Raw genomic sequence first — 21808 nt, forward strand, 5'->3', positions numbered from 1 at the left:
GGGGTCACATGTCCACCACGAAGAAAGCGCTGTCGCTCAGCGCCGCGTCGGCCGTCCTGGCCTTCGCCATGCTCGCCGCCCAGGCCCAGGCCGCCGACCTGTCGGCCGACGCGCCGATCGCCACCGCCGCCAACCCTGACGATGCCCCCGACACGGCCGAGGTCGAGGCCATCGTCGTCCAGGGCTTCCGCAAGTCGCTGGGCGTGGCCCGCGAGATGAAGCGCGACAGCAGCATCGTCGCCGACGTCATCGTCGCCGAGGACATGGCCAAGTTCCCCGACCTCAACCTCGCCGAGTCGCTGCAGCGCCTGCCGGGCGTGGCCATCAACCGCGAAGCCGGCGAAGGCCGCCGCGTCTCCCTGCGCGGCCTGGGCCCCGACTTCACCCGCGTGCAGCTGAACGGCATGGAAGTGCTGGGCAACGTCGACTCGCCGATGGACAGCCGCGGCCAGACCTCGCGCGACCGCGCCTTCGACTTCAACATCTTCGCCTCGGAGCTGTTCTCGAAGATCGACGTGCGCAAGTCGTTCTCGGCCGAGCAGGATGAGGGCGGCATGGCCGGCACCGTCGGTCTCTACACCGCCAAGCCGTTCGAATATTCGGGCCGCAAGGCCGCCCTGTCGCTGCAAGGCGGCACCAACAGCGCCACCAAGGACTTCCAGCCGCGCGTGGCCGGCATGATCAGCCAGAACTGGGACGACAAGTTCGGCGTCCTGGTCTCGGTGGCCTATTCCAAGCGCCAGGTCGAGGAGCAGGGCTACAACACCTACGGCGCTGGCGTTCAGAAGGCCGTGGCCGCCAACGTCGTCAACCTCAGCCCGGCCGACCGCGCCAAGGCCCTGAACGGCGAACTGATCTTCCAGCGCGGCAACCGCCTGTCGGTGTGGGGCGCTGACAACGAGCGCCTGGGCGTCACCACCGCCGTGCAATGGCGCCCGGTCGAGAACCTGACCCTCACGCTCGACGGCCTGTACGGCAAGTTCTCCAACGACCGCAGCGAGAACCACCTGGCCACCCGCGCCAGCGTCGGCTCGACCATCCTGGGTGCGGCCACGCCGCACTCTGGCGTCACGGCCCCGGCCCCGGTGCTGCGCTCGATCCAGTACGACAAGTTCAACACCATCATCTACGCCGACGTCGCCAACACGGTGTTCGCCACCGAGACCCGTCGCCAGGAGACCGAGAACACCTTCAAGCAGCTGGTGCTGACCGGCGAGTGGGAGGTTTCCGACAAGCTGAAGTTCGACGGCCACATCGGCCAGGAGATCTCGGACTATGACATCCCGATCTCCGACAAGTTCTACACCGAGGCGTTCGGCGACCTGATCACCGACTATCGCGGCAAGACCGGCAAGAACATCTACGGCTGGGACACCACCGATCCCAACAACTACCGCGCCCACGAGATCGACTTCTCCGCCACCTACCAGACGACCAAGCTGAAGAACGCCGAGTTCAACGGCTCCTACGCCTTCGACGACGCCCTGACCCTGAAGGGCGGCGTGTCGTTCCGCGGCTTCAAGAACTCGGGCTACACCCAGACCAACGACGACGTGAACAAGACGCCATGGGAAAAGGGCACGCTCGATGACCGCGTCAACGACTACTACAAGATCTTCCGCGAGCACGACGACCAGGCCTGGCTGATCGTCGACTGGGACAAGGCGCTGGCCAAATACAACATCACCCGCACGCTCGGCGCGCCCAAGTCGATCTACGAGGTGCAGGAAGACACCACCGCCGGCTACCTGCAGCTGGACTGGAAGACCGAGCTGGCCGGCATGCGCCTGCGCGGCAACATCGGCGCCCGGGCCTACGACACCGAGCTGACCTCGGCGGGCGTGATGGCCGTGCGCGGCGTCAACACCGCCACCACCGTCAAGAAGACCTATTCGGGCGTGCTGCCGGCCTTCAACGCGGTGCTCGAGGTGAGCGACCAGTTCCAGATCCGCGCCGCCGCGGCCCAGAACATCAACCGTCCGTCCCTGGCCTCCTACGCCATGAACGGCTCGATCAGCGTCGACGGCACGACGGTCACGGTGTCGAGCGGCAATCCGGGCCTGGAGCCCTACACCTCCGACGAGTTCGACCTGGCCGCCGAGTGGTACTTCGGCAGCGTCGGCATGCTGACCGCCGGCGTCTTCCACAAGAAGATCGACAACCTGGTCTCCAGCACCACGAATGCGGCGGTCTATTCCGACACGGGCCTGGCCGAAGGCCTGGTGGCCGGCGTCACCGGCTCGACCCCGGTGATCTGGACCCGCTCGATCAACAACGCCGGCGCCACCCTGACCGGCCTGGAGCTGAGCGCCCAGAGCGACTTCTTCTTCCTGCCCGGGGCGCTGAAGAACCTGGGCATGGTCGCCAACCTGACGCTGATCGACTCCGAGACGACCAACAGGTTCAGCGGCAAGGACGTGAAGGGCCAGATGTACGGCCTGTCGGACGTCAACGCCAACGTCACGCTCTACTACGAGACCGCCAAGTGGGGCGGGCGGGTGTCGTCGAACTATCGCTCGGACTACACGATCGACAGCGGCGGCTTCGAGGCCACCACCTATGTCGACGCCTCGGCCTTCTACCAGGTCTCGCCGCGCATCCGCCTGACCCTGGACGGCGTCAACCTGACCGACGAGCGTGAAGCCCAATACAACAGCTTCTACATCTACGACGCGGTCAACAAGGTCGACGTCACCCTGCCGGGCGCCCACCGCCTGTGGAACCACACCAAGAGCGGCCGCACGGTCTTCTTCGGCGCCAACATCCAGTTCTAAGGCGCAACTCCCCGCGTGATGGCGCGCCCCGGGCCGAAAGGCTCCGGGGCGTCGTCGTTTTCGGGGGGCTGTGGTTGACCCGGCGACGCGATCTCATTTATATCCGACTGGTCGGTTATAAATGGAGTTGGCCATGGGCCGTAAACGCATCGTCGATCGTGACGCGGTGCTCGACGCCGCCGAGGCGGTGGTCGCCCGCGACGGGGCCGCGCGCCTGACGCTGGACGCGGTGGCCGAGCAGGCCGGCATCGGCAAGGCCACGGTGCTGTACGACTTCAAGACCAAGGCGGCGCTGATCGACGCCGTGGTCGAGCGGGCGGTGGCGCGCGACAACGCCTTCAACACCGCCATGACGCGGAGCCTGGACGGGCAGGGCGACGCGGTGATCCGCGGGCGGATCCTGGCGGCGGCGACGCCTCTGCCCGACGACTTCCGCGCGGTGGCCCTGAACCTGTGCGCGGCCCTGGCCCAGGACGCCGGCCTGCGCGGCCGCATCCAGGAGAACCAGAAGACGGTCATCGCCGCCCTGACCGCCGACGCGGCCAGCCCGCGCGGCGCGCAGCTGGCCTATCTGGCGCTGGAGGGGCTGAAGCTGCTCGAGGCGCTGGACTACCACGCCTGGCCGGTCGAGGAGCGCGCGCGGATTCTGCGCGAGATCAACTGGCTGGTGACCGCAAAGCCCGACGGCGAGGCGCCCCTGCCGTCGCCGAAGACGACCTGAAGACCCCCACCCAAGGACTTGAGACCATGAGCTTCAACGAACCCGCCGCCGGCGGGCGCGCACCCGCGCGCCTGTTCCTCACCGGGGGCAGCGGCTATGTCGGCCGCAACCTGATCCGCCGCCTGGTCGCCGACGGCGTGCAGGTCGTGGCGCTGGCCCGCAGCGCGGCCGCCGTCGAGACCGTCCGAGACCTGGGCGCCGAGCCCTTCGACGGCGACCTCTTCGATCCGCGTCTGGCGCAGGCCATGGCCGGCTGCGACGCCCTGGTCCACGCCGCCGCCGACACCGACCACGGCGCCGGCGTCGAGGCGCGCCTCGCGCGGATCAATGTCGAAGGGACCCGCGCGGTGCTGGCCGCCGCCAGGGCGGCGGGCGTGTCGCGCACGGTGTTGATCAGCACGGAGTCGGTGCTGCTGGACGGCGCGCCGCTGGTCGGGGCGACCGAGGACCATGCCTATCCGCGCCGTCCGGCCGGGGCCTATTCGAAGAGCAAGGCGCAGGCCGAGCGCCTGGCGCTGGCGATGAGCGAGCCGGGCTTCGAGGTCATGGCCGTGCGGCCCCGCTTCGTCTGGGGACGCGACGACACCACGGCCCTGCCGCAGCTGGTCGACGCCGTGCGCTCGGGCGGCTTCGCCTGGATCGACGGCGGCCGCTACCGCACCTCGACCACACACGTGGCCAACCTGTGCGAGGGCGTGGTTCGGGCTCTGGAGAAAGGCGTCGGCGGCGAGGCCTATTTCATCACCGACGGCGAGCCGGTGGAATTTCGCGCCTTCGCCACGCGCCTGTTGGCTACGCAGGGCCTGGCGGCGCCGGACAAGACCGTGCCGCGCGGCCTGCTGAAGACCATCGCCGGCGTCGGCGACGCCCTGGCCGCGATCAGCGGCGGCCGGATCAAGGGGCCGCTGAGCCGGCAGGTCTACGCGACTTCCGCCGTCGAGGTGACGGTCAGCATCGCCAAGGCCCGCGCGGTGCTGGGCTATGCGCCCGTGGTGTCGCGCGAGCTGGGGCTGGCGGAGTTGGCGGGGTAAGACCCCCTCAGTCGCTCCGCGACAGCTCCCCCAGAGGGGGAGCATCTCGGCGGCCAATAGATCCTCCCCCTCTGGGGGAGGTGGCCCGGAGGGCCGGAGGGGGGTCTTTCCTCTCCTACCCGAACAACGGCACGGGCCCGCGTCCGCCGCCGTTCCAGGTCGCCCAGTTGGGGAAGACGTAGGGCATGTCGGCGGGCGAGACGCCGTACCACTGGGCGATGGCGCCGACATATTCCTCGACGGCGATGCTGGGGATCCAGCGGCCGTCGTTGTAGGCGTCCTCGGCCCCGCCGTAGGTGGTGTCGGGATAGCGGCCGTGGACCTTGCCCTTGGCCAGGGCGGCCCCCAGCACCAGGTGGTTGGAGCCCCAGGCGTGGTCGGTGCCGGCGTTGGCGTTGGGTTTGTAGACCCGGCCGAAGTCCGACATCGTGAAGGCGGTGACGTTGTTGGCCACGCCCAGCGCCTTCATGGCGTTGTAGAAGGCGGCCAGGGCCATGGCGAGGTCGGCGTACAGGCTGTTGTGCGAGGCGGCCTGGCCGTTGTGGGTGTCGTAGCCGCCCTGGCTGACGAAGAAGGTCTGCTTGGCGTGGCCCAAGGTGTTGCGGGCCTCGATCATCCGCGCCGCCCGCAGGAGCTGGCGCGAGATCTCGCTGGTCAGGGTCGCGCCGGTGGTTGGGTTCTTGAAGTGCTGGTCCACCACCGAGGTCGTCGAGGTGATGATGGCGTTGGCCGTCGCCGCCTGGGCGTAGGCCGACGACATGCCGCGGCCGGTGAAGTCGGTCACCGCGCCGAAGGCCGAGGCGTCCGAGAAGGTGTTCAACGCCTGCTGGCGGGCGATCACCGCCGCGTCGGTGCTGGCGGCGTTGTAGCCGGCGCGCGAGACGCCGCCGCTGGAGGGCAGGATCAGCGGCGACTTGCGGCTGCCCAGCAGGGCCAGCTGCGAGCCGGCGATCGAGACCAGGGGCGGGATCTCGGCGGCTTCCGCGCGGTCGAGGATGCGGCCCATGAACCCGTCGAGGTTCTTTTCGCGCATGCGCATGCCCTGCCACTCGTTCTGCTGGTCCTCGTGGGACATCAGGTTCAGCGGGCGCAGGTCCGGGCGGCTCTGGTAGATGGTCTTGGTCAGCGGCTGGAACAGCGTGCCGGTGTTGAGCACGACGCTGAGCGCGCCCTCGTCCCAGGCGCTCTTCAGCGGGGCCATGGCCGGGTGCAGGCCGAACGCCGTGCCGGTCAGCGGCATAAGGGCGTCCTGCTTGACAGCGATGGCCGAGCGCTTGGCCGCGTAGTCGGCGTAACGCTCGTCGTTGGGGATCACCATGTTCCAGGCGTCGTTGCCGCCGAACAGGAAGACGCCGACCATGGCCCGATAGCTGGAGGTGTCGGCGATGGCGGCCGAAACCCCGATCTGGGCGATGGCGGCGGTGGCGGAGGCGCCGGCGAGCAGCCGGCCGAAGTCACGGCGAGAAAGGGTCATGGCTCAGCGATCGACCTGGAAGTGGGGCGAGGAGGCGACGATGTAGAGGGCGACCTGCGCCCGCTTGCGCGCCTGGATGGCGGGGTCGGTGTTCTTGACGGCGGCCATGGCCGACGACAGCGCGCTGCGCTGGGCCGAGGTCATGGTCCCGTTGAGGAAGACCAGATCGATGCGCTCGAGCATCTTGGCCTCGTCGGCGGCCAGGGCCTCCCACTGGGCCCAGGGCAGTTCGACCGGAACCGAGCCGGGGATGGTCGGCTGCGACTTGAACTCGGTGCGGGTGGCCTCGCCGCCCATAGTCCAGTCCCAGGCCAGGTTGTGGCGGGCGACCATGGTCGAGGTGGTCATCAGCTTGCTGGCCGGGCTCATCTCGCCCGAGCCCAGCGGCAGCGGGAAGTCGTAAGGGTAGAAGTTGAACACCGACGGGGCGCGGAAGGGCATCTGCCCCAGACCGTTGTCGCGATAGTAGAAGGCATAGCCGTCGGACTTCAGGCCCATGCCGCGCGCCAGGCCCGTCAGGAACAGCACCGGCTCCTTGACCTTGCCCGGCGTGGCGGCCGAGCCGCGCGCCTCGCTGTCGGTGAGGATCGCCTTGATCACCGCCTTCATGTCGCCGCGCACGCCCCCGCCGTTGTCGGCGAACACGGCAGCGACCCGGCCCACATAGGCCGGCGAGGGATTGGCCAGGGTCAGCTGCTGGATCAGCCGCTTGGAGATGAAGGGCGGGGTGTTGGGGTGGTTGAAGACGGTGTCGACCACCGTGTCGACGTTCTGCTGCTGGGTGGCGCCGGCCGGGATGGTCACGTTCAGGAAGGTCTTGGCGCCGGTGTCGAACCGGGCGGCGTTGACGATCATCGGCCTGGTGTAGTCGACCTTGACGTAGTCGCTGATCGCCGCGCCATCGAGGCGGGCGTAGGTCCATCCGGTCAGCGCCCGGGCCACTTCCTTGACCTCGGCGTTGGAGTAGGTGGCGATCACCGCTCCGTCGGCGCCGGTCTTGGGCGTGCCGTCCATGTTCAGCATCACCGTGCCGACCGAGAACAGCTGCATCAGCTCGCGGGCGTAGTTCTCGTTGGGGGCCGACTTGTTGCTGTCGACCATGTCGAGGAAGTTGCCCATGAAAGGGTTCAGGGTCACCTCGCGCAGGATGTCCTTGTAGTTGCCGAAGGCGTTGCCCAGCAGGACCTGGTTGAAGGTCGCCAGGCCCGCGGTGGTGTGCACCTCCAGGTCCGAGGCCACCACGATCTGCGACAGGGCGAAGGCCGTGCGCTGGCGCAGCTGGTCGTCCTTGCCCATGGCGTTGGAGTAGAACCGCATGGCCATCGGCAGGGCGCCGAAGTTGTCGCGGTTGCAGTTGCTGAGATCCGTGCCGGTCAGGTTCTGGGCCGAGCAGAAGTTGGTCGGCACGGGCTTGCCGGCGATGTCGGCATAGGTGCTCGAGCTCAGCGCCAGCTGCTGGTCGATCCAGGCCGACGCGCTCTTGGCGGCGACGATCTGGTCGATCAGTTCGGGCGTCGGGCCAAAGCTCGCCTGCTTGGCCAGGCGCGAGGCCTCGGCCGCGGAGATCACCGCCGGCGGGGGCGGGGCGGTCGGCGTCGTGCCGCCCCCGCCCTGGGGCGCGGAGGATCCCCCGCCGCCGCCTCCACCGCCGCCGCAGGCCGTCAGAAGAAGGGCCAGGCCGATCCCGGTCCCCGAAGCTAGAAGTCTGGCACGCATGAACAATAGGTCCCCGATCACGCCCGCGGTGCGGGCGCGCTGAACGCGAAAAACAAGGTGGGTGAAGGCCGTCGCTAGCGGTCTGTGAACATGATCTCCCGCACGGCGCGGACGCCGTCCTGGCGGTGAAGCTGGATGAAGACGTTGACGACGCGCTCGACATGGTCGACCACGTCCTGGCGTCGCAGGTTGGCGCCGGCCTGCAGGGCCATCAGGGCCAGTTGCTCGACCGCGCCGCGCGGATCGTCGGCGTGGACGGTGGTCATCGAGCCCGGATGGCCGCTGGAGACGGCGCGCAGGAAGCTGAACGCCTCGGCTCCGCGCAGCTCGCCCAGGATGATCCGGTCGGGGCGCAGGCGCAGGGACGCCTGGAGCAGGTCCTCGGTCCCGACCCGGGCCTCGCCCTGCTGCCCGCGCGCGGCCACCAGGCCGACGGCGTTGGCGTGGACCAGGCGGATCTCGGGCGCGTCCTCGATCAGCACCAGGCGCTGGTCGAGCGGAACCTCCTTCAGCAGGGCGTTGAGGAAGGTGGTCTTGCCGGTCGAGGTGCCGCCGCTGACGACGATGTTCTTGCCCGCGCGCACGGCCGCCGAAAGGAAGCCGCGTACGTCGCCGGCGTCCAGCAGGGCGCGCAGGGCCGCGTCGGGGCGGACCTGGGGGGCCGTCGCCTGGTCGAAGGCGCCGGCGCGGGCATAGTCGCCCAGCGACAGGTCCGAGACCACGTGCTTGCGGATGGCCATGACGATCCCGCCGCGCGTGGCGGGCGGGGCGACGATCTGCACGCGGGCGCCGTCCGGCAGCACGGCCGACAGCAGCGGGTGCTCGCGGCTGACGCCCTGGTGGGCGATCGCGGCCACCTGGCGGGCCAGCCGCCAGAGATTGGTCTCGTCGAGCTCGGGAACGGCGACGGGCGCGACCGCGCCGCCCAGCCGCTCGACCCACAACTCGCCGGGCCGGTTGACATAGAGGTCGGTCACCGCCGGATCGGCCAGCCACGGCGCCAGCGGCGCCAGGTAGGCCTGCAGATAGACCCCCATCGGGGCGTGATGGGTCATTTGCGGCCCCGCACGCCGGAGAAGTCGAGGTCGCGGGCGACGAAGATCGTCACCGGCGCGCCCTGCGGGGTCTTGATGGTCGGCGAGGTGTTGGTCCCCTTGGCGGCGTTGGCCAGGTTGGCCGCTTCCGACATCGAGCCGATGTAGATCTGTGAATTGGCCCGGCTGTTGCTGACGGCGGCGACGCCGGCGCTGAGCACCGAGGTCAGGATCGAGCCGCCGAAGCGGGTGAAGAAGTGGCGGTCGACCTTGCCTTCCAGGCCGCCGCGGCCCAGCGGGTCGGCGGCCGGCGAGCCGATCTGCACCGACACGCCGTCGGGCCGGATCACCCGGGTCCAGATCACGAAGACGCGGCTGGCGCCCAGCGCCAGGCCGGACTTGTATTGGCCGATGACCCGGCTGCCGCGCGGGATCAGCACGGTGGAGCCGTCGAAGCTCTTGACGTCGCGGGTGACCATGGCGCGGGCCAGGCCCGGCAGGTCGGAATTGATCGCCGTCTCCATCACCGCCGGGATCACCGCGCCCTGCGGGATGACGGCGTCGAGGTCCTGCATCGTCGTGGCCTTGGCGGGTGTCGCCTCGTCCAGGCCGACGCGATCGGCGAAGCGCTCGTCGGGATTGAGGGCGGCCACGCGCGTGGCCTCGCCGGCGACGGCCGCGGGGCTGCCGGGGGCGGCCTTGGCGGCGGGCTGGCCGCGGTCGCTGAGGTCGACGACCAGGGTCGGGGCGCGGCGGCGGCCGGAATCGTCCACCGGCGCGGCATAGACCGTGGCGGGCGGCGGCGGGGCGTAGGCGGGCGCCGGCGGCGGGGGCGGATCGGCCGGCGCGCTGTTGTCGACCGTGAACTGCGGCGCCGGCACGGCGTAGAGCGGGCCCTGGACCTGGGCGAGCTTGGCCACGGGCGCGGCCTGGACGGCGGCGGGCGGGGTGGCTTGCGGGCGCTGGCCGGCGTCGGCGCGGTGGCTCGACAGCCAGGCGAACACGGCCACGCCGAACACGCCGAAGCCGGTCATGATGGCGAGGTTGGAGACCCCGCCGCCCTTGCCGACCACCGGGCGGGCCTGAGCGTCGGCGGCGGCCAGGTCGTCCTGGACCTCATTCGACAGGCGCGGATCGATGTCCTGGCTCATCGGGCTTTCCCCGGACCTTGCCAGGCGGCGTTGACGACGGTGGCGCTGGCCTTGTCGCTGCGCAGCACGAAGCGCGGCGCCAGCTGGTCGACGACCAGGTAGCCGTCCTTGACCACGGCGTTGGCCAGGCCCTCGGAGCCGTCGGCGCCGATGACGAAGATCGCCGGCAGCTCGGCCTGGCTAGGCCAGGCGAAATAGGTGGCGCGGCCGTCGTCGAACACCTGCGCGGGGGTCAGGGCCGCCGAGCCCTTGATCGTATAGGCGGCGTTGCGCGCCGGCTCGGCCGCGGCCGGCTTGGCGGCCGGGGCGGCGATCTCGATCGGAACGGCCGGATAGCGGAAGCGCACGACATAGGCCGCGTCCGCGCCGCCGGGCGACACCGACAGTTCGAAGACATAGCGGCGACGGTCGGTGACGACGGTCATGTTGGTGGCCGGGGCCCGGTCCACCGGCTTGAGGAACAGCAGGGTGGCGCGCTTGTTGGGCGTGATCTGCCAGCCCAGGGCGTCGCCGATCGAGACGTTCTCGATCCGCTCGTCGGGGGCGAACTCCAGCATGGTCTGGAAGCCCATCACGCCGCTCAGGCGGTAAACCTGGTCGGGGTCGTAGGGCAGGGTGCGGATGCGCGGGTCGGGCGCGGACGCCGGGGCGGTTTGAGCCAGGGCCGGCGTGGCCAGCAGGCAGGCGAGCGACAGGGCCAGAAGCGGGCGCTTCACGGGCGAAACTCCGGAACGGGTAAGCAGGGTCACTGGTCTCTCCGGGCTCCGGAGGCGGCGAGGCGGGGCGAGGCCGGGCGGCGATAGCTGGCGCCCAGCGGGACGGCGGCCGCCGGGGCGGTGGTCGAGCCGGCGGCGGGCGCGGTCTCGGCGCGGTCGGACACCACCACCAGCCGGCGCGGACCGACGGGCGAGGACACGGCGGCGCTGGCGGCGGCCTGTTCCTCGCGCCGGGCCAGGCTGACGGCGGCGGCGGCCACGTGGGCGGCGCGCGAAGGCGGCTCCAGCGGCGCGCCGGTCGAGCTGCCGGTCGTGGAGGCGGGGATCGACGGCTCCTGGCCGATCTGGCGTTCGCGCGGCAGCCGCAGGCCGGCGGCGATCACGCACACCGCTATGGCGGCGGCGACCAGCACGGCGGCGAAGACGAGGCTCAGCACCAGCACGGTGATCGCGGGACCCATGTCGAGCTCGGCGAACTGCTGGACGTCCTTCATCGCCGCCAGGGCCTTCAGGGACGGGGCCATCATCGCCAGCTCCAGCGACAGGGCCAGGGTGGCGATCATCGGCAGGATGGAGAGGGCGATCATCGCCTTCAGCCAGCCTTCGACCAGGCCGCGGGTGGTCTCGAACAGCAGCAGGCCGGCGACGATCGGCGCCAGCGCCAGCAGCACCGACAGCACCACCTTGCAGGCCAAAACGACGCCCAGGCTGGTCAGCAGCGTGACCAGCCCGCCGACATTGGCGGCGAAGGCCGCAAAGCCCGGACCGCCCTGCAGGGCCGCGTCGCGGGCGCCGGCTCGGGTCGCGAAATGCTGGGCGGCGTCCTGCAGCGCGTCGAAGGCGAACTGCAGGCGAACGTAAGGATCGAGCTTGCCGGGACCGCCGTCCAACTGGCCCAGCAGCAGGGCGCCGACCTCGGCCGGGGCCTTGAACAGCAGGTCGTAGGCCAGGGTTTCCAGCAGCGCCCAGTTGGTGGCCAGGGCCACGACCAGGGCCAGCTTCACCGCCGCGATGGTGGCGTCGCCGATCCGCAGTGTTCCGCGCCCGAGCACCAGCTTGTAGCCCATGAAGGCCACGTACAGCGTCATCAGCACGGTCAGCAGGGTGGAGACCGGCGAGCCGGGCGCCGACAGGGCGGCATAGCCGGCCTGGGCCAGGCCATGCACCTGGCAGTCGACCGAACCGATCAGGCCCTGGACCAGCGGGGCGTCAGCGGAAGGGCAGGCGCCCAAAGCTTGAAGGGGGGCAGTCATGCGGCCTCCTTGAGCAGCTTGGCCATCCAGGCCTCGGGCGCATCACCCAGCCGTTCGCGCAGGGCGTCGAGCCGGCGCACCGTGCTCTCGCGGCCCGACAGCACCGTCAGCAGCTCGGGCGAGCCGGCGAGGTTCAGGCGGGCCACGACGCTGTCGGTCCCATGCTTGATAAGGAAGCAGCGGGCGGTGTCGGGTAGGCTGCGGACCAGTTCGAACTCGTGCTCGGTCAGGCCGAACCCTCCGCAGTAGTCCTTCGCCTGGGCCTTGGGATTGGCCATGAAGATCTGGGTGGCCGCCTGCTCGACGATGGCGCTGGCGATGCGGCTCTCCAGGGCGTCCTGGGCCGACTGGGTGGCGAAGCCGACCAGGCCGTTGCGCTTGCGCAGGGTCTTTTCCCAGTCCTTGATCCGGGCGACGAAGACGTCGTCGTCCAGCGCCTTCCAGCCCTCGTCGACGACGATCAGGGTCGGGTGGCCGTCCAGGCGCTGCTCCACACGGTGGAACAGGTACATCATGGCCGGCGTGCGCAGGGCCGGGTCGTCCAGCAGCTGGGTCATGTCGAAGCCGAGCGTGGCGGCCGAAAGGTCGAGGCCGTCCTGGGCGTTGTCGAACAGCCAGGCGTGCTCGCCGCTCCCGTGCCACGGGGCCAGCCGCGCGAAGAGGTCGGCGGCGTCAGGGCGGCGGGCGCCCTTGAACAGCTCGGCGAAGAACCGCAGGCGACGAAGCTTCGGCGCCTGGTCGTAATTGGCGTCGACGGCGTCCTTGATCCGGGCCAGGTCGTCGGGCGTCAGGGTCTCGCCGGGCTGGGAAACCAGGCGCGCGATCCAGTCGGCGACGAAGCGGCGGTTGGCCGGCGTGTCCTCCAGGGCCAGCGGGTTGAAGCCCGTGGCCTGGCCGGGACGCAGCACCTCGTAGCGGCCGCCGATGGCGCGCAGGAAGATCTCGGCGCCGCGGTCCTTGTCGAAGAAGACCGTGCGCGGCGCGTATTTCTGGGCCTGGGCCAGCAGGAAGTTCAGCACCACGGTCTTGCCCGAGCCCGACGGCCCGATGATCGTGAAGTTGCCCAGGTCGCCCTTGTGGAAGTTGAAGTGGTAGGGGCCGGCCGAGGTGGTCTCCAGCAGCGTCACCGCCGGACCCCAGTGGTTGCCCAGGGCCTTGCCGACCGGGAAGTTGTGGCCGCTGGCGAAGCCCGCGAAATTGGCCGTCGAGATCAGCGCCCGGCGGGCGATGTCCTTGAAGCAGCCCGGAAACTGCGCCCAGAAGGCCGGTTCCAGGTTGACGTCCTCGCGCACGGCGATGGCGCCCATCTCGGTGAAGGCGCTCATCACCTCGGCGGTCGACTGGTCGAGACCCTCGAGGCTCTGCCCGCGCACCAGCACCGACAGGTGATGTTCGCCGAAGGCGGCGCGGCCGCTGACCACGTCGTCCTTGGCGCGGATCAGGTCAGCCTTGACGCTGACGGCGTCGTCGTCGGCCGCGCGCATGCGGCGCAGGGCCAGGTTCATGCGGTCCAGGGTCGGCTGGCGATCGACGAAGCCGAAGCTCTGGGTGACCACCATCTCGCACGGCAGGCGCAGCAGGTCGTCGAGCATGCCGGGCGTGGTCTGGGCGGGGTAGTCCTTGACCGAGACGATGGAGGCGAAGCTGCGCGCCAGGGCGCCGGCGCGCGACAGTTCCAGGGTCTCGTGGCCGAAGCTCACGCGGCGATAGGGCAGGTATTCGCCCGCGTCGCCTTCCGGCGCGAGCACCGGGCGCATCTCGCCGTTGTAGAGGCAGGACAGGAATTCCAGCGGCTCCGAGCAGGTCCCGCCGGCGCCTGCGTATCGGGAAAGCACCCGCGCGCCGTAGGGGGCTAAGGCCGAGACCAGGCTGTCGCGGGCGGCGTCGAGTTCGCGGCGGTCCAGGGCCTTCTGGCCGGCGCTCTGGGCTGGGCCCGTGGCCAGGCGCAAGGCCTTGTCGATCAGCCCGCCCTGGCCTTGCAGCGGCCGGCGGACGATCGTCAGGAAGAGGTCGTTGACGTAGAGCCTGCGGCCGGCAAGGCGCGCGCTCCATTCGGCGTCCAGCCGCGTGCTGAAGCCGTCGGCGAAATCGCCTTCCGTGCCGACCTTGGCCTCGCGGCGGATGATGTGGTGGTAGACGGCGAAGCGCGAGGAGGCCAGGCCGCGCAGCATCACGTCGCGCACGGCCTTGCGGTAGTTCAGGGTCTCGCTGTCGGCCGTCTCGAACGGCAGGCCGGCCAGGTGGATGACCTGCATCAGGAGGCCGTCGCGCGTCTCGATCGTGCGCTCGTCCAGCAGGCGGGCATAGGGCAGGCGCTTGCCGGCCGATGCTTCACGGCTCGCCTTGGGCTTCACGGTTGGTAGCTGTTGCATCGCCAGGCCCGGAAATTGGGTACGCGGGGGCAGCGGCTGACCTTGGTCAGCCACAGGTCGAAGATGCGGGGTTCGCGCAGGCAGGCCGCGTAGCCGATCGCGTGGATCACCAGCGCCGCCAAGAGCGCCCAGAACGACTTGGTGACCAGGAACAGCTCGGTCGTGACCACGCCGTTGACGACGAAGTAGCTGTAGGTCACGCCGGCGAACATCTGGGGCCGGGTCAGGGCCCCGAACACCACGTCACGATCGAGGGGAGCGGCCATCGAGCTTTACGCGCCCGCCGCCGTACGGATGCCGCTGACGATGGTCGTCGCGCCGAACAGGATGAAGCAGCCCAGGATCACGGTCGCGCCGTAGCGCCAGTTCATGCGGCCGGTCAGCATCATGAAGCCGACGGCGGCCACGGCCATCACCGCCACGGCGGTGGCGACGTTGCCCAGCAGCGTGCCCTGCAGCCACATCACGCCCGACAGCACGGCCGACGAGCCCTGCGGGTCGGCCTGCACGGCCTGGGCGTGGGCCTGGCCGGCGGCGGCGAGGAGGGCGCTGGCCAGGGCGGCGGCGCGGACGCTTACAGATTTACGCATCAGTTGGAGACTCCGAGGGCGGGAACGGCGAAGGCGGCGCCCGACACGGCCATCCGGCCGAGGATCGAGGTCACGTAGGCCTGGGTTTCGGCGTAGGGCGGCACGCCGCCGTGCTTGAGGACGGCGCCGGGGCCGGCGTTGTAGGCGGCCAAGGCCAGCTTCACGTCTCCGCCGAAGCGGGTGAGCATCTGACGCAGGTACATCGCCCCGCCGCGGACGTTCTGGGCCATGTCGGACGGGTCCACGCCCAGGTCGCGGGCGGTGGCCGGCATCAGTTGCATGACGCCCATGGCGCCCTTGCGCGAGCGGGCGGTCGGCTTGAAGCGGCTTTCGCGCCAGGCGACGGCCTCGACCAGCTTCGGATCGAGGGCGTAGGCGGCGGCCGCGACGGCGATCTCGCGGCGAACCTCCTCGTGGCCGGCCTCCACCACCGGCGCCAGCGGCGGCGCGATGGCCTCCACGGAGTCGTCGGTATAGACGGCCGGGCCCTCGAAGCGGGTCACCTCGCCCTCGTCGCCGATCTCCAGGACCTGGGCGGCGACCGGGGCGGAAAGCAGGCAGCAGGTCGCTATGGCCGCCAAGCCGATGGCCTGGCGCGCGAAGTCGAACGTCATCGACGCTCCCCCGATCAGCTGTGGTTAAACGATATGCTTAATCGATGTGTATAGGGCGCGTCTGACTCGCGTAATGCGTCAGGACAGCGCATCGGTAACCAGTTATTTGTGTCGGAAAGTCTACGTTTGGCGGCGCGCGAGCTTCAGCGTGTCCAAGTATAGGGATCTTATACTTAAGCTGCGGGCGCGCACGTTCGCTGTGCGAGAGGACCGCATGGGCGAGTGGCGATCCGTCCTCGACCCGCGACAATGCGCGATCGCATGGCGATCTCCATGCGTGCGGCGGGGACTATCGATGAGCGGCTTTCGGTACGGCTTCCATCACGGCGGAATCAGCGTTCCCGACCTCGACGCGGCGGTGGAGTGGTACGGGCGCGTGCTGGGCTTTTCCCTGGAGCGCCGGTTCGAGATTCCGACCATCCCCGCGCAGGTGGCCATGATCGCCAATGGCGACCTGCGGATCGAGCTGTTCGAGGTTCCCGGCGCCGCGCCGCTGCCGGACGAGCGCCGGATCCCGGATCGCGACGTCCACACCCACGGCGTCAAGCACGTGGCCTTCGTCGCGCCGGACGTGCCGGCGCTGGTCGAGGAACTGAAGGGGAGGGGCGCCGACATCGTCTGGCTGAAGGTCATGCCGCACGGCACGGCCTGCTTCATCCGCGACCTGGCCGGAAACCTGATCGAGTTCGTGCAGGGGCCGGTCCCGGCCGGCGAGGCCGGGAGCCTTTAAGGACGCGTCGCGCGTCGCCTAAGCGTTTGGATCTCGCCGCATTTTTGGAGTGTGGTGGGGACCCAGACTTCCATCTGGGTCCCCGTGGTGCCGCCGGGCAGGATTGAACTGCCGACCTCAGCCTTACCAAGGATGCGCTCTACCACTGAGCTACGGCGGCGGCGAGGAGGGGCGTATAGCCAACGATTTCCGGGAATGCAAAGCCCAAATCGTATAGACCAAGCGCCGCACGCAATTCACCTGTGGACACATGAGCCGGTCACCGACGTCAAACCCAAGCCAGGACAAGGAAAAAGCCGACCGCGAGGCGCGTCTGGCCCAGGCCCTGCGAACCAACCTTCGCCGTCGAAAGGCGCCCGCCAGCGCCGCGGCCAAGCCTGAATCGCCCCCGCCGGGCGACGAATAGTGGAATCGGCGCGGCCTCTTGCATGACCACTTGCAAGCGTTAGAACCGCGCCCTCACATGTGACCCGCGCGAAGGACGTCTTTTCGCGCGTTCGAGGGATTTTCATTGGATCGCATCGCCATCACCGGCGGCGCGCAGCTGAACGGGGTCATCCCCGTGAGCGGCGCCAAGAACTCGGCCATCAAGCTGATGGCCGCCAGCCTGCTCACCGACGAGCCGCTGCGCCTGACCAACATGCCGCGCCTGGCCGACACGCGATTCCTCGGCAAGCTGCTGACCCGCCTCGGCGTCAGCGTCACCGAAAGCGACGGTCCGGACGGCCAGCAGACCATCCTGCACGCGCCGGAGATCACCAGCGGTTTTGCGCCCTACGACCTGGTGCGCCAGATGCGCGCCTCGTTCAACGTGCTGGGCCCGCTGGTCGCCCGCTCGGGCCAGGCCAAGGTCAGCTTGCCCGGCGGCTGCACCATCGGCGCGCGCCCCGTGGACCTGCACCTGCAGGCCCTGGAAGCGCTGGGCGCCAAGATCGACCTGCACGAAGGCTATGTCTACGCCCAGGCCCCGCGCGGCCTGAAGGGCGCCGAGATCGTTTTCCCGATCGTCTCGGTCGGCGCCACCGAGCACGCCATGCTGGCGGCCGTGCTGGCCGACGGCGTGACGGTCATCCGCAACGCCGCCTGCGAGCCGGAACTGGTCGACCTGCAGGAATGCCTGAACGCCATGGGCGCCAAGGTCGAGGGCGCGGGCACCCCCAACGTCACCATCACCGGCGTGGCCCGCCTGCACGGCGCCACCCACTCGGTGATCCCCGACCGCATCGAGATGGGCACCTACGCCGTGGCCGCCGCCATGGCCGGCGGCGAAGTGCGCCTGACCAAGGCCCGTCCGGAACTGATCGAGAGCCTGTCGGTCAAGCTCGAGGAGGCCGGCGCCACGGTCGTGCGCACCGAGGACGGCGTCATCGTCAAGCGCAACGGTTCGCGGCTCAACGCCGTCGATCTCGAAACCGCGCCGTTCCCGGGCTTCGCCACCGACCTGCAGGCCCAGTTCATGGCCCTGATGACGACGGCGAACGGTGAGAGCCGCATCCGCGAGACCATCTTCGAGAACCGCTTCATGCATGCGCCCGAGCTGATGCGCCTGGGCGCCGACATCTCGGTGCACGGCGGCGAGGCCCGCGTGCGCGGCGTCGAGCAGCTGGAAGGCGCCGAGGTGATGGCCACCGATCTTCGCGCGTCCGTCAGCCTGGTGATCGCGGGCCTGGTGGCGCGCGGCGAGACCGTCGTGTCGCGCATCTATCACCTGGATCGCGGCTTCGAACGCCTGGAAGAGAAGCTGGGCGCCTGCGGGGCCCAGGTGCGTCGCATCAAGGGCGACGGCGAACCGGAGCTCTGAAGCCATGACCGCCGCTCCCCTTCGCCTGCTGGCCCAGGAACCCGCCGACCTGGAGGTGGTCTCGGCCGCCCTGCAGGACGCCGTGGCCAAGATAGGCGACATCCGCTGGGACGCCGGGGCCCGCACCCTGACGCTGGCCTGCAACCGCTTCCGTTGGGAAGCGGGCAAGGGCCGGGGCAAGGGCGGCGAGCGCGTGCGCTCGGCCCTGCAACTGGGCGACGTCACCGGCGTCCAGGCCCGCAATCTGCGCCGCGACGCCAAGCAGGCGGTGGTCGAGCTGCTGTCGATCGGCTTCGAGCCGGGGCAGGAGGCGCCGGGCGGCACGGTGCTCCTGACCTTCGCCGGCGGTGGCGACCTGAAGGTGGCCGTCGACTGCATCGAGGTGGTGCTGGCCGACGTGTCCGACCCCTGGGCGACGCCGAGGAAGCCGGGTCACGAGGAGTAGGTGCAACCTCGCCCTTCGACGAGCTCAGGGTGAGGTTCTAATGCACGGCCTGTGAAGTGGTCCTCATCCCGAGCTTGTCGAAGGACGAGGACCATCTCCCGGCCGTTAACCAACCAACCTTCTGATTTCGAAACATTTCAAATCGCATCGAGCCTGATACAACTCGCCGAAGTTGAATCGAGGTCGAGTGCGTGATGACCAGGATCGGGTCGCAGGGCTACGCCGCCGCCTATGCCTATACGGGCGCGACGAACAGCCAGACGGGGACCGCCGCCCAGCAGCAGGCCAAGGCCGCGGAGGCGGCCAGGACGGGCGCGTCCAGCGTCAGCGTCACCCTCTCCGCCGAGGCGCAGGCGGCGCTGGCGGGCAAGGCTGACGGCCGCGACCTGGGCGCCGTGGTCTCCGACGCCCGCAAGAGCCTCGACGCCCTGCTCTCGGCCGCCAAGGCGACCAGCGCCCTGAAGGACGGCAAGGCGACGATCGACGTCTCGGGCCTGGACCGCCGGTCCCTCTACGCCATCGCCTCCAACCAGGGCGGAAAGTTCCCGATCGAGGAGCAGGTGGTCGCCAGCCTGCAATTGCAGTCGGGGCAGAACGCGGCCCTGGCCGGCCCCGCGGCCGACGCACGGGTCACCGGCGACTATGCCGGCCTCTACAAGGCCGCCCTGACGCGCCACGAGGGCGCGGGAACCGAGGAGAAGGCCACGCTGAAGTGGCAGAACGAGAAGGCCGCCCTGGTCGAGGGCCTGCGCCAGTCCACCGCCAAGCCCGGAACCGCGCCGACGGGCATCGCCGACGATCCGGTCGCCGCCTACGTCAAGCAGAACGGCGGCGTCGTCTCCAACCCCCGCTCGCGCGATATCGACGATGTTGTCGCCGACGTCCGCGTGGCGCTGGACCGGCAGTATTCGCTGGCGACCGGCGAAGGGATGGCTGTCGGTCCCGACGCCGGCAAGATCGATTTCGCGCGTTTCGACGACCGTTCGCTGTCGGCCATCGCGCTGAACAAGGGCGGCCAGTTCTCCGAGCACGAGGCCAAGGAAGCGGCCGGCGAGATCAGGAGCCGCAACCGCGAGGGCGTGTCGTCCTACTGGAAGGCGGCCCAGCAGTCGGGCGACGGCTCGGCCTTCGGGCGGACGCTGGTCTCGCAGTACGTCTCGATGAGCAGCGAGGAGCGCGAGGCGGTCGGCTGGACCCCGGCGCTGTACGAGAAGATGGTCGCGACGCAGAACCTGTCGGCGAAACTTTCGTCGATGTTCGGCCCCGACGGGGCGATCAAGACCGGCATGAGCCTGCTCGACTATCTGTAGCCGTCCGTATCTGGAATAAGGGGGCAAAGTTCCGCTTCCACGGATTGCCCATGTCCCTGATCCTGCACACCCCGCGCGCCGTCCTGATGGCCGCGCTGCTCGGCGCCGTCGCCGTTCCCGCCCTGGCCCATGCCGCGCCGGCCAAGCCGATGGTCGCCCCGCTGTCGACCGCTTCGGACGCGAGCGACATCCACTCCTACGCCAAGCCGAAGATCGCCCGCGTCACCCATGTCGACCTCGACCTGACCGCCGACTTCACGGGCAAGAAGATGGTCGGCACGGCCGCCCTCGACCTCAAGCTAGCGCCGGGCGCCAAGGACGTGGTGCTCGACACCAAGGGCCTGGTCATCAAGTCGATCACCAATGCAAAGGGCCAGCCGCTGAAGTGGACCCTGGGGGCTGCCGACCCGCACCTGGGCGCGCCGCTGACCGTGACCCTGAACGGCGCCAGGCGCATCGTCATCGCCTATGAAAGCGCCCCGGACGGCGCGGCCCTGCAATGGCTGTCGCCCTCGCAGACGGCGGGTAAGCAGAAGCCCTATCTGTTCAGCCAGGGCGAGGCGATCCTCAACCGCACCTGGATCCCCACCCAGGACAGCCCCGGGATCCGCCAGACCTGGAGCGCCCGCATCGTCGCGCCCGAGGGCCTGAAGGCGGTGATGAGCGCCGAGCAGCTGACCCCGGACGGCGAGCCCGTCGCCGGCGGCCGCGCCTATCGCTTCAGGATGGACAAGCCGGTCGCGCCCTACCTGATCGCCATCGCCATCGGCGACCTGACGTTCCAGCCGCTGGGCCAGCGCACCGGCGTCTATACCGAGCCGTCGGTGATGAAGGCCACCGCCTGGGAACTGGCCGACGTCGAGAAGATGGTCGAGGCCGCCGAGAAGCTCTACGGGCCCTACCGCTGGGGCCGCTACGACCTCTTGGTGCTGCCGCCGTCGTTCCCGTTCGGCGGCATGGAGAACCCGCGCCTGACCTTCGCCACGCCGACCATCATCGCAGGCGACCGCTCGCTGGTCAGCTTGGTGGCGCACGAACTGGCCCACTCATGGTCGGGCAACCTCGTCACCAACGCCACCTGGGCCGACTTCTGGCTCAACGAGGGCTTCACGGTCTATTTCGAGAACCGGATCATGGAGTCCCTGTACGGCAAGGACACGGCCGCCATGCTGGCCGACCTGGGCTGGACCGACCTGCACCGGGCCATCAAGGAAGCCGGCGGCCCGACCGGCCCCGACACCCGCCTGCACATCGACCTGACCGGCCGCGATCCCGACGACGGCATGACCGACATCCCCTACGAGAAGGGCGCGGCCTTCCTGCGCACCATCGAGAAGGAGGTCGGCCGCGAGCGCTGGGACGCCTATCTGCGCGGCTACTTCGACCGCCACGCCTTCCAGCCGCAGACCGCCGAGGGCTTCATCGCCGACCTGCGCACGCACCTGTTCAAGGGCGACAAGGCGCTGGAGCAGAAGATCGACGTCCAGCGCTGGGTCTACCAGCCGGGCCTGCCCGAGAACGCCGTCCACGTGCAGTCCAAGGCCTTCGAGGCCGTCGACGCCCAGGCCAAGGCGTTTGCGGCCGGCGGGGCGGCGCCGCTCGACGCCTGGAAGGCCTGGAGCACGGCCGAGCGCGTGCGGTTCGTCGGCAGCCTGCCGCGGCAGCTGTCGGCCGAGCGCCTGGCCGCCGTCGACACGGCCTTCGGCCTGTCGGCCCAGGGCAACAGCGAGATCCGCTTCGCCTGGCTGCAACTGGCCGTGGCCAACCGCTACGAGCCGGCCGTGCCGTCGCTGGAGCAGTTCCTGACCGGCCAGGGCCGCCGCAAGTTCGTCGCCCCGCTGTTCGTGTCTCTGTGGGGCCAGGGCGACTGGGGCCAGTCGATCGCCAGGCGCATCTACGCGCAGAGCCGGCCGCTCTATCACGCGGTGACCCGCGAGACCGTGGACAAGACGGTGAAGTAGGGGGCTTCTGCTCCCGCGATCTTCTTCCTCGCTTTCCTGGGCCTTGTGCCCAGGACCCATGGTTCAGCCTGCTCAGACCTTTCGAGCACGACCAAGATCTGAGCAGCCGCCGGCA

Annotated in this window: 18 protein-coding genes and 1 tRNA gene; 8 read left to right on the forward strand and 11 right to left on the reverse strand. The window is 69.8% G+C overall.

Annotated features, from left to right (window positions below):
- The first annotated feature begins 8 nt into the window (after window positions 1-8).
- The 3 genes from ACODR1_RS22615 to ACODR1_RS22625 all read left to right on the forward strand — a co-directional run bounded on the left by ACODR1_RS22615 (window position 9) and on the right by ACODR1_RS22625 (window position 4526).
- Complete coding sequence (locus tag ACODR1_RS22615) at window positions 9-2774, forward strand: TonB-dependent receptor (protein WP_488882448.1); 2766 nt, start codon at window positions 9-11, stop codon at window positions 2772-2774.
- Window positions 2775-2907: 133 nt separating this feature from the next.
- Entirely contained in the window at window positions 2908-3495 is a 588-nt protein-coding gene (locus tag ACODR1_RS22620) for a TetR/AcrR family transcriptional regulator (RefSeq protein ID WP_488882449.1), read from the forward strand.
- 26 nt (window positions 3496-3521) lie between these two features.
- Entirely contained in the window at window positions 3522-4526 is a 1005-nt protein-coding gene (locus ACODR1_RS22625) for an NAD-dependent epimerase/dehydratase family protein (protein WP_488882450.1), read from the forward strand.
- Between the two features lie 115 nt (window positions 4527-4641).
- Here ACODR1_RS22625 and ACODR1_RS22630 read toward each other — a convergent pair whose 3' ends face one another.
- The 10 genes from ACODR1_RS22630 to ACODR1_RS22675 all read right to left on the reverse strand — a co-directional run bounded on the left by ACODR1_RS22630 (window position 4642) and on the right by ACODR1_RS22675 (window position 15446).
- Window positions 4642-6000 (reverse strand): DUF1501 domain-containing protein, encoded by a 1359-nt coding sequence (locus tag ACODR1_RS22630; RefSeq protein WP_488882451.1) that lies wholly within the window; start codon window positions 5998-6000, stop codon window positions 4642-4644.
- 3 nt (window positions 6001-6003) lie between these two features.
- Complete coding sequence (locus ACODR1_RS22635; RefSeq protein ID WP_488882452.1) at window positions 6004-7716, reverse strand: DUF1800 domain-containing protein; 1713 nt, start codon at window positions 7714-7716, stop codon at window positions 6004-6006.
- 74 nt (window positions 7717-7790) lie between these two features.
- Complete coding sequence (gene virB11, locus ACODR1_RS22640; protein ID WP_488882453.1) at window positions 7791-8771, reverse strand: P-type DNA transfer ATPase VirB11; 981 nt, start codon at window positions 8769-8771, stop codon at window positions 7791-7793.
- A complete protein-coding gene (locus tag ACODR1_RS22645) occupies window positions 8768-9901 on the reverse strand; it encodes a TrbI/VirB10 family protein (protein ID WP_488882454.1) in 1134 nt (377 codons plus the stop codon). Before ACODR1_RS22645 ends, virB11 begins: the two co-directional genes overlap by 4 nt.
- A complete protein-coding gene (locus ACODR1_RS22650) occupies window positions 9898-10617 on the reverse strand; it encodes a TrbG/VirB9 family P-type conjugative transfer protein (RefSeq protein ID WP_488882455.1) in 720 nt (239 codons plus the stop codon). Before ACODR1_RS22650 ends, ACODR1_RS22645 begins: the two co-directional genes overlap by 4 nt.
- Before the next feature lie 29 nt (window positions 10618-10646).
- A complete protein-coding gene (locus ACODR1_RS22655; RefSeq protein ID WP_488882456.1) occupies window positions 10647-11870 on the reverse strand; it encodes a TrbL/VirB6 family protein in 1224 nt (407 codons plus the stop codon).
- On the reverse strand, window positions 11867-14242 hold the full coding sequence (locus ACODR1_RS22660; RefSeq protein ID WP_488882457.1) for a VirB4 family type IV secretion/conjugal transfer ATPase: 2376 nt from the start codon (window positions 14240-14242) through the stop codon (window positions 11867-11869). Before ACODR1_RS22660 ends, ACODR1_RS22655 begins: the two co-directional genes overlap by 4 nt.
- Window positions 14221-14508: a VirB3 family type IV secretion system protein gene (locus tag ACODR1_RS22665; protein WP_488882458.1), complete on the reverse strand. Its 288-nt coding sequence runs from the start codon at window positions 14506-14508 to the stop codon at window positions 14221-14223. Before ACODR1_RS22665 ends, ACODR1_RS22660 begins: the two co-directional genes overlap by 22 nt.
- Window positions 14509-14514: 6 nt before the next feature.
- Entirely contained in the window at window positions 14515-14832 is a 318-nt protein-coding gene (locus tag ACODR1_RS22670) for a TrbC/VirB2 family protein (RefSeq protein ID WP_488882459.1), read from the reverse strand.
- Window positions 14832-15446, reverse strand: a complete 615-nt coding sequence (locus ACODR1_RS22675) for a lytic transglycosylase domain-containing protein (protein ID WP_488882460.1) — start codon at window positions 15444-15446, stop codon at window positions 14832-14834. The genes ACODR1_RS22670 and ACODR1_RS22675 overlap by 1 nt, the downstream gene beginning before the upstream one ends.
- A 295-nt stretch (window positions 15447-15741) precedes the next feature.
- On the opposite strand from ACODR1_RS22675, the gene ACODR1_RS22680 reads away from it, so the two are divergent.
- Window positions 15742-16176 (forward strand): VOC family protein, encoded by a 435-nt coding sequence (locus ACODR1_RS22680; protein WP_488882461.1) that lies wholly within the window; start codon window positions 15742-15744, stop codon window positions 16174-16176.
- 85 nt (window positions 16177-16261) lie between these two features.
- On the opposite strand, the gene ACODR1_RS22685 is transcribed toward ACODR1_RS22680, so the two are convergent.
- Window positions 16262-16336 (reverse strand) — tRNA-Thr (locus tag ACODR1_RS22685).
- Between the two features lie 351 nt (window positions 16337-16687).
- On the opposite strand from ACODR1_RS22685, the gene murA reads away from it, so the two are divergent.
- From murA to ACODR1_RS22705, 4 genes are all read left to right on the forward strand, one after another.
- Window positions 16688-17977 carry a UDP-N-acetylglucosamine 1-carboxyvinyltransferase gene (gene murA / locus ACODR1_RS22690; protein WP_488882462.1) on the forward strand — a complete coding sequence of 430 codons (1290 nt, stop codon included), beginning with the start codon at window positions 16688-16690 and terminating at the stop codon, window positions 17975-17977.
- A gap of 4 nt (window positions 17978-17981) precedes the next feature.
- On the forward strand, window positions 17982-18422 hold the full coding sequence (locus ACODR1_RS22695; RefSeq protein ID WP_488882463.1) for a DUF2948 family protein: 441 nt from the start codon (window positions 17982-17984) through the stop codon (window positions 18420-18422).
- A 194-nt stretch (window positions 18423-18616) separates the two neighbouring features.
- Complete coding sequence (locus tag ACODR1_RS22700) at window positions 18617-19732, forward strand: hypothetical protein (protein WP_488882464.1); 1116 nt, start codon at window positions 18617-18619, stop codon at window positions 19730-19732.
- Between the two features lie 50 nt (window positions 19733-19782).
- On the forward strand, window positions 19783-21693 hold the full coding sequence (locus tag ACODR1_RS22705) for a M1 family metallopeptidase (protein ID WP_488882465.1): 1911 nt from the start codon (window positions 19783-19785) through the stop codon (window positions 21691-21693).
- Window positions 21694-21808 lie beyond the last annotated feature (115 nt).

This window comes from Caulobacter sp. FG7, assembly GCF_057808875.1.

Excerpts from the sequence above, each read along its gene's own strand:
- ACODR1_RS22620 (WP_488882449.1), top strand. The coding sequence starts at position 2,908 with ATGGGCCGTAAACGCATCGTCGATCGTGACGCGGTGCTCGACGCCGCC.
- ACODR1_RS22660 (WP_488882457.1), bottom strand. The coding sequence starts at position 14,242 with ATGCAACAGCTACCAACCGTGAAGCCCAAGGCGAGCCGTGAAGCATCG.
- virB11 (WP_488882453.1), bottom strand. The coding sequence starts at position 8,771 with ATGACCCATCACGCCCCGATGGGGGTCTATCTGCAGGCCTACCTGGCG.
- ACODR1_RS22665 (WP_488882458.1), bottom strand. The coding sequence starts at position 14,508 with ATGGCCGCTCCCCTCGATCGTGACGTGGTGTTCGGGGCCCTGACCCGG.
- ACODR1_RS22635 (WP_488882452.1), bottom strand. The coding sequence starts at position 7,716 with ATGCGTGCCAGACTTCTAGCTTCGGGGACCGGGATCGGCCTGGCCCTT.
- ACODR1_RS22645 (WP_488882454.1), bottom strand. The coding sequence starts at position 9,901 with ATGAGCCAGGACATCGATCCGCGCCTGTCGAATGAGGTCCAGGACGAC.
- ACODR1_RS22680 (WP_488882461.1), top strand. The coding sequence starts at position 15,742 with ATGAGCGGCTTTCGGTACGGCTTCCATCACGGCGGAATCAGCGTTCCC.
- ACODR1_RS22700 (WP_488882464.1), top strand. The coding sequence starts at position 18,617 with ATGACCAGGATCGGGTCGCAGGGCTACGCCGCCGCCTATGCCTATACG.
- ACODR1_RS22630 (WP_488882451.1), bottom strand. The coding sequence starts at position 6,000 with ATGACCCTTTCTCGCCGTGACTTCGGCCGGCTGCTCGCCGGCGCCTCC.
- ACODR1_RS22670 (WP_488882459.1), bottom strand. The coding sequence starts at position 14,832 with ATGCGTAAATCTGTAAGCGTCCGCGCCGCCGCCCTGGCCAGCGCCCTC.
- ACODR1_RS22615 (WP_488882448.1), top strand. The coding sequence starts at position 9 with ATGTCCACCACGAAGAAAGCGCTGTCGCTCAGCGCCGCGTCGGCCGTC.
- ACODR1_RS22705 (WP_488882465.1), top strand. The coding sequence starts at position 19,783 with ATGTCCCTGATCCTGCACACCCCGCGCGCCGTCCTGATGGCCGCGCTG.
- ACODR1_RS22675 (WP_488882460.1), bottom strand. The coding sequence starts at position 15,446 with ATGACGTTCGACTTCGCGCGCCAGGCCATCGGCTTGGCGGCCATAGCG.
- ACODR1_RS22695 (WP_488882463.1), top strand. The coding sequence starts at position 17,982 with ATGACCGCCGCTCCCCTTCGCCTGCTGGCCCAGGAACCCGCCGACCTG.
- ACODR1_RS22655 (WP_488882456.1), bottom strand. The coding sequence starts at position 11,870 with ATGACTGCCCCCCTTCAAGCTTTGGGCGCCTGCCCTTCCGCTGACGCC.
- ACODR1_RS22625 (WP_488882450.1), top strand. The coding sequence starts at position 3,522 with ATGAGCTTCAACGAACCCGCCGCCGGCGGGCGCGCACCCGCGCGCCTG.